This is a genomic window from Prevotella sp. HJM029 (assembly GCF_000599605.1).
Classification (GTDB): domain Bacteria; phylum Bacteroidota; class Bacteroidia; order Bacteroidales; family Bacteroidaceae; genus Prevotella.
In genome coordinates, this window is record NZ_AZHT01000069.1 from 1 (window position 1) to 5466 (window position 5466).

The window sequence follows — 5466 nt, forward strand, 5'->3', positions numbered from 1 at the left end:
AAGAATTGGCCGGTAAAAGTTTTCAGGAAACCGCAATCTATGATTTCGGAGGGTCATGAAAAGTTTTCCGTCAATAGGACTTGTTCCGGTGTTTGCCGTGTTCCCTGCCTGCGATACCTTTGCAGAATAAAAGTCGAAGATGACCACAAGCGGATGAAAAGTGAGGTCGAAATCAGAAACGGAAATGAAAAGATAGATATAAGTGAATGTAAAACAAGCACCGCAGGTGCAGCGTGTGTAGCCGTATGTCCGTATAGCTGTATATACACCTATATGTATATACAGCTATATGTATTATCGGTAAAAGGTGGGTGTATAGATAGCCGGATATAAAGGAACGGCACTTGCCTTCAGGCGTGTGCCGGTTCCGTGGCCGGGTGTGGGGCGGCAGGCTCCACAAGAAGTATAGTCCTCTCTCCCGAAGCAGCTCTGACGGCAAGTCTGTGCTGTCTTGTGTCTGATGGAGTTCCGGCACGGCACGGAAGAAGACACAAGAGGGTTTAAGAAGTAGGACTGCTTGCATGAAAGATAGGTATGCGCCGTATGGCGTGATAGCAGATGCGATTGCAGCAGACATGAAAAAAGGAGACCCTTGAAGAGTCTCCCGTCTTTCGGAGTAAGGCTTTTACTTGGCCTTCCGGTTCTTTGCTTTAGGAGCTTCCTGCTTTTCCTCCCTGACAAAGGCGGTAACCTTTGTGGCGATGTTCTTCAGAACCGTGACGCTCTTGCCGTCCTTGGTGTAGTTCTCCGGCTTGAAGAATCCCTCTACCGTAATCTCCTTGCCCTTCTTCAGCAGTTCCAAGGTAGCCGTATCGTCGTTCTTTACCCAAGTTTCAAGGCCTATGATCGAAGAGACCGTAGTGGTCTCGTTGCCTTTGCGTTCTGTGTGTTTGATGATGATACCGAAGCGTGCGATGGCAGCCTTCTCAAAGTTTTTAACTTCTGCATCCTTGCAAACATAACCCGTAACTGTGAAATTGTTCATTGCGTTCATAATTGTAATTTTTTAAGTTGATATTTATTTTACGTGCATGAAGGAGCAGGCAAGGAGCAGGTGTGCAAAGGCAAGGGATGACCGTTATTTTTTTTCATCTCCGACCATAGAGTTTTTGGATCAGGAGCAACCGCACCCCAAAAACTTGAAAAAAATCACGAGGCAAGTCCCGGAGGGCGACCCTTGCGGAACACCGCTTGCGCTAACTTTGCAAAGGAAAATGGATGTCGGACTTATCTGAAAAATGAAAAGAACGCCATGAATGATTTGAAGTGAAGGGTAGCTGAAAGGATGAAACCAAGACCAAGAAGCTGCCACCGCTGCCAGTATCGGTAAACACACTTGACCGCACGGGAAAGAAAATGACAGTACCGCTGTCAGGCCCTGAAACCAGGGTGAATGAAGTTGTGCCAGCAAAGCTTCCGCTGCCGAAGAAGGGCAAGGAGAGGTAAAGGGGTAAGCCGTCAGAGAACAGGCCGATGGACAGTAAGAGAATCTATGATACAGTCTCGCCACTTGGTTCCGCCGTCATGGGAAAGGGCGGAAGTCCCAAAGACAATGGTCGAAGAAGGCTGCAAGCCGTGCCATGGTAGGAGACGGAAAAGGACTGTACCACTATAAGGTCTGCAAGGCAATCCGTATAGACTTATGTTCGCATAGTCATATATGCGTATATACATATATACGGCTATATGACAATAAAGATATGCGGCAATATAGAAAGAAGGGAGAGTATCCTACATCCAACAATGTGGGCAGTGACTGCAAGTCTCTGCCCTTCCGCTTTTGGGAGCTTTTTCCTGTGGCGTGCCCGAAGGTGAAAGCGACCCCGGCGGACAGGCTCCGACAGCGTCCTTGATGCTCAATCTTGAAGGAAGCCGGTTCATAATCAGGGTGTGGGGCGGTAAGCCCCACCGATTTTTTCAGCATGAAAATTCAAGAAGTGAGATGCCGGGCGATACCTGACACCTCACTCATATCAAATCACCTACATATCTGGCAACTCATCAAGTATGTTCTCCAAATGCCCTAAGATTATATCCAGCTTCAAATCGGTGATGGTTCCCTCAAAGCCAGCTTCTTTGTCTTTTACCAATATTGACAGGAAGCCGTCTTCTTCCTTTACCGCCATTACTTCCAGGTCGGCAGGTTCATCTCCCAGGTATCCTATGATGTAAGGATGCTCCGCCTTTTCTCCTTGTTCCTCGCTGTCATAGTCCATCCCAAAATGAAATTCATGGTTAGGGAGTTTCCGCAAAGCGTCGATTAGTTCCTGCTTCTGTCGTTTGTAAATCTCTTCGTAAAGAGGGGCATAATCAAAATGTTTCATTGCTTTGTATGTTTTAGCAAGGTGGGGGCACCTTGCATTGGTTATTAATCAAGGGTTTCATAAAAATAGTCTAACTCTTCGCCTTTCAGGTTCTCGCACCCATAGTTGTCCGCTTCTTCCCAAAGGGCATCGTAAACACGTGCCAACTCATCGTTTTTCTCGTACCATTGCCAAATCTTATGATTGAGCACCATAACAAGCTCGGTCAGAAATTTATAGTCACCTTTCCATTCTTCAAAAGCTCGTTTGAAAGTGCCTTTTACTGCCTCTATGCCAAATTTCTCTGCCGTAGAGAAATCACTCCAAAATGTTGTGAGAGGCTTGTAACCTGTCATCTTTTCAATGTTCCACATTGGTGTTACAAATTGAATTGTTGCTGTTTCCATTTTCTTATTTTTTATGAATTTTATATTTATTCTGGGCAACCCGATTCTCAACCTTTTTATAGATTTTTCGTTTCTTCGACCCGAACTTTTTTTTATCATTCCGGTGTAACCGTCATCTCGAACCTTTTATGTGCAAGGTAAGATCACAGGTATTAAGGGAATCTAAGGCAAAGAATTGGCCGGCAAAGTTTTCAGGAAACCGCAATCTTTGATTTCGGAGGGTCATGAAAAGTTTTCCGTCAATAGGACTTGTTCCGGTGTTTGCCGTATTCCCTGCCTGCGATACCTTTGCAGAATAAAAGTCGAAGATGACCACAAGCGGATGAAAAGTGAGGTCGAAATCAGAAACGGAAATGGGAAAATAGATAAGGAAAAGTAAAATAGAATTTCCATAAATTGCGAGACGGAACGCATGGAAATGGTTACGGAGGATAATAATAGACATTTGTCCGTTGTTTCAAGTTAATAATAAAGAAATTGGATGATGAAAACTTCTAAATATTTAATATTTGGAAGTTTTATTAATATAAATTGCTATCTTTGTACCCAAAAGAAGATATATGAAAGTACGTATTTTATTTTGCTGGGCCGGAAATGTTTATAATTGGCGTGGAACATGGCCGTTTTCATGCGTTCCGTCTCCTGGAGATACTTTAGGTATTCAAAGTTTCATAGAAGAGGGGCATATAAAGGCTGACGAAGAAGATGTCGTGTTCAAAGGCAGCGACCTTTACAGGTATCGAGGCCTTGAAGTATCATTGGAGGGTCTGCTTTCCAATGAGTACAATACCAAAGTTGTCTCTGTAAATTGGACTGGGACAGGTATTGAAATTGAAATAACGACAGACATGTATCAGCAAAGAGACAGTATTGGTTCTAATCTTTGGGAAGAGAAGATAGAATAATGCAAATTTCAGACTTTAGTTGTTTTATGAAAGGAAAACTATTGAGGAAAGTAATCCATGTGCATCTCATACATAGCCGTAAGAATTATTACTTTGGCAGTGTGAATGCCATCTTTAAGAAGCTCTCCGAGAAAGAACTTGGGTGTACGGAAAATACTTTAAGTCACGTTTTAACAGAAGATGGTATGCACCACATCACATCCAAGGCACTTATCATAAGGTCACGTCTAATGACCTAAAATGACCTATTTACAGGCGAAACTCAATGGTTCGCCTATGGCTGCGACATTAAGGAGCAGCCCAAAATGTTTGGGGACATTTCATCCCCAAACATTTTCAATCAACATAAAAGCTGCCTTCACTTTGGGCAATATCCAACCATTCAGAATAATCTTCACTATTTTCTTCGCAGGGTTCATTGCCCATATCATCACAAAATTGAAGATAACCGTCGTATGTTGCATTGTAGCTTGCAATAGTCGTTTCGCGTGTCTTTAACTCAAACTTCTTGTGTTTCATGCTAAAAAAAGATTGCGGCAGGGTGGTTAGCCCTGCCATGACCTTTATTTTTTAGTCTTCAATCTCAAACTCGTGGACGTAGATGAAATCATTGTCCTCCTTATGCTCTTCGTTCCAGCTCTTCAATTCGCCTTTGCTGACTTCCTCTTTACCAAGCAACTCTGCCGCATAAGCCATAGCCTGTTTCTCTGTCTCAAAATAATCACTCTCATAGTTGCCGTTCACACAAGCGTCCACGTAGAACTTGTCCGTGAAGTATTTGCTCTCGGCATCATTGGTAGCATAGACTTCACAGCCTGGCTCTTCCACGATGTAGTAGACGGTAAGGTCAGGCATGAGCTTCGTAAGCACATGACGGAAATCCGTTGCTCCCCATGCTTCATCCGCCTCTATGCTAATGATGGCTCCATCCATTTCATACTCTTGGATGAAACCACGGAGATAATTATTTTCCATCTGCTCGTCCGTCGCTCCCAAAACTCTGACGATATTTCCCTCCCATTCCTTGGATGCGTTTTCCTCGACAGGCTTACACTTGTCTGTCATAAAGCTGTCAATTACGTCGAACACTCGTTTCAAATCACTCTCGCTACCTTCAATACGGTAGCTTGTCCTTGCCCAATTTGCCATGTTTTTATAATTTAAGTTGTTTTTTATTCTTTGAAGCATTCTTTTGTCGGTTTCCCGACAAAAGAACACATTATTATCAGTTAGCAGCCTTTGCCTTGCGCTCCAATTCAGCAATATCCTCGACCGTACACCATTGGGGCTTTAAATCCTCGGGGATTATGTTCCAACGTCTTTTTACCTCTTCTATGGTTTCATCGACGGAATTTCCCCAAAGACCATATTTGTCGTTGTGGTAGCGAAAATCCTGTTTGTCTTGCTCTTCATTACCAGTCTTCCCAAGGTATGCAATCAAATCATGGTATATTTTTGAAAGCATCATATATTTATCCCTACAATTGTACTCCCTTATTTCCTTTTCCGTATAAGGGTTTGCAATCATAAAGTTTCGCTTCAACTCAAAACCTGCTTCACCGTCCATATCGTTGGCAGGACATACACAATATAACGTTGTTGGATTACTTTGTGGGGACAGCGATAAATCCAAGTAATAGTTTCCTTTCTCATCCTTGTAAGCAGTATAACCATTGTAGTTTATACCAACTCGTTGTAAAGTGATTTTTTCCATTTTCCTATTTTTATGAAGTAATTATTTTATTCTGGGCATCCCGATTCTCAACCCTTTTAGGTTTTTTGTTTCTTCGACCCGAACTTTTTTTTATCATTCCGGTGTAACCGTCATCTCGAACCTTTTATGTGCAAGGT

8 protein-coding genes are annotated in these 5466 nt (G+C 43.0%); 2 read left to right on the forward strand and 6 right to left on the reverse strand.

Features of this window, described 5'->3' with window-relative positions:
- Positions 1 to 625 precede the first annotated feature (625 nt).
- From X919_RS0104930 to X919_RS0104945, 3 genes are all read right to left on the reverse strand, one after another.
- On the reverse strand, positions 626 to 994 hold the full coding sequence (locus tag X919_RS0104930; RefSeq protein ID WP_028899247.1) for a single-stranded DNA-binding protein: 369 nt from the start codon (positions 992 to 994) through the stop codon (positions 626 to 628).
- A gap of 988 nt (positions 995 to 1982) precedes the next feature.
- Positions 1983 to 2324, reverse strand: coding sequence for a hypothetical protein (locus tag X919_RS0104940; protein WP_028899249.1), 342 nt, complete (start codon positions 2322 to 2324; stop codon positions 1983 to 1985).
- A gap of 44 nt (positions 2325 to 2368) precedes the next feature.
- On the reverse strand, positions 2369 to 2677 hold the full coding sequence (locus tag X919_RS0104945; protein ID WP_028899250.1) for a hypothetical protein: 309 nt from the start codon (positions 2675 to 2677) through the stop codon (positions 2369 to 2371).
- A gap of 593 nt (positions 2678 to 3270) precedes the next feature.
- Here X919_RS0104945 and X919_RS0104955 point away from each other — a divergent pair.
- Together X919_RS0104955 and X919_RS17035 are read left to right on the forward strand one after the other, a co-directional pair.
- Positions 3271 to 3615 (forward strand): hypothetical protein, encoded by a 345-nt coding sequence (locus X919_RS0104955; protein WP_028899252.1) that lies wholly within the window; start codon positions 3271 to 3273, stop codon positions 3613 to 3615.
- A complete protein-coding gene (locus X919_RS17035) occupies positions 3615 to 3854 on the forward strand; it encodes a hypothetical protein (protein ID WP_081759414.1) in 240 nt (79 codons plus the stop codon). Before X919_RS0104955 ends, X919_RS17035 begins: the two co-directional genes overlap by 1 nt.
- A 97-nt stretch (positions 3855 to 3951) precedes the next feature.
- Here X919_RS17035 and X919_RS0104965 read toward each other — a convergent pair whose 3' ends face one another.
- The 3 genes from X919_RS0104965 to X919_RS0104975 form a co-directional block, all read right to left on the reverse strand.
- Positions 3952 to 4173, reverse strand: coding sequence for a hypothetical protein (locus tag X919_RS0104965; RefSeq protein ID WP_028899253.1), 222 nt, complete (start codon positions 4171 to 4173; stop codon positions 3952 to 3954).
- 12 nt (positions 4174 to 4185) lie between these two features.
- On the reverse strand, positions 4186 to 4764 hold the full coding sequence (locus X919_RS0104970; RefSeq protein WP_028899254.1) for a hypothetical protein: 579 nt from the start codon (positions 4762 to 4764) through the stop codon (positions 4186 to 4188).
- Positions 4765 to 4840: 76 nt separating this feature from the next.
- Entirely contained in the window at positions 4841 to 5329 is a 489-nt protein-coding gene (locus X919_RS0104975) for an LPD11 domain-containing protein (RefSeq protein ID WP_028899255.1), read from the reverse strand.
- Between the last annotated feature and the right edge of the window lie 137 nt (positions 5330 to 5466).

Excerpts from the sequence above, each read along its gene's own strand:
- X919_RS0104930 (WP_028899247.1), bottom strand. The coding sequence starts at position 994 with ATGAACGCAATGAACAATTTCACAGTTACGGGTTATGTTTGCAAGGAT.
- X919_RS0104940 (WP_028899249.1), bottom strand. The coding sequence starts at position 2,324 with ATGAAACATTTTGATTATGCCCCTCTTTACGAAGAGATTTACAAACGA.
- X919_RS0104945 (WP_028899250.1), bottom strand. The coding sequence starts at position 2,677 with ATGTGGAACATTGAAAAGATGACAGGTTACAAGCCTCTCACAACATTT.
- X919_RS0104955 (WP_028899252.1), top strand. The coding sequence starts at position 3,271 with ATGAAAGTACGTATTTTATTTTGCTGGGCCGGAAATGTTTATAATTGG.
- X919_RS17035 (WP_081759414.1), top strand. The coding sequence starts at position 3,615 with ATGCAAATTTCAGACTTTAGTTGTTTTATGAAAGGAAAACTATTGAGG.
- X919_RS0104965 (WP_028899253.1), bottom strand. The coding sequence starts at position 4,173 with ATGGCAGGGCTAACCACCCTGCCGCAATCTTTTTTTAGCATGAAACAC.
- X919_RS0104970 (WP_028899254.1), bottom strand. The coding sequence starts at position 4,764 with ATGGCAAATTGGGCAAGGACAAGCTACCGTATTGAAGGTAGCGAGAGT.
- X919_RS0104975 (WP_028899255.1), bottom strand. The coding sequence starts at position 5,329 with ATGGAAAAAATCACTTTACAACGAGTTGGTATAAACTACAATGGTTAT.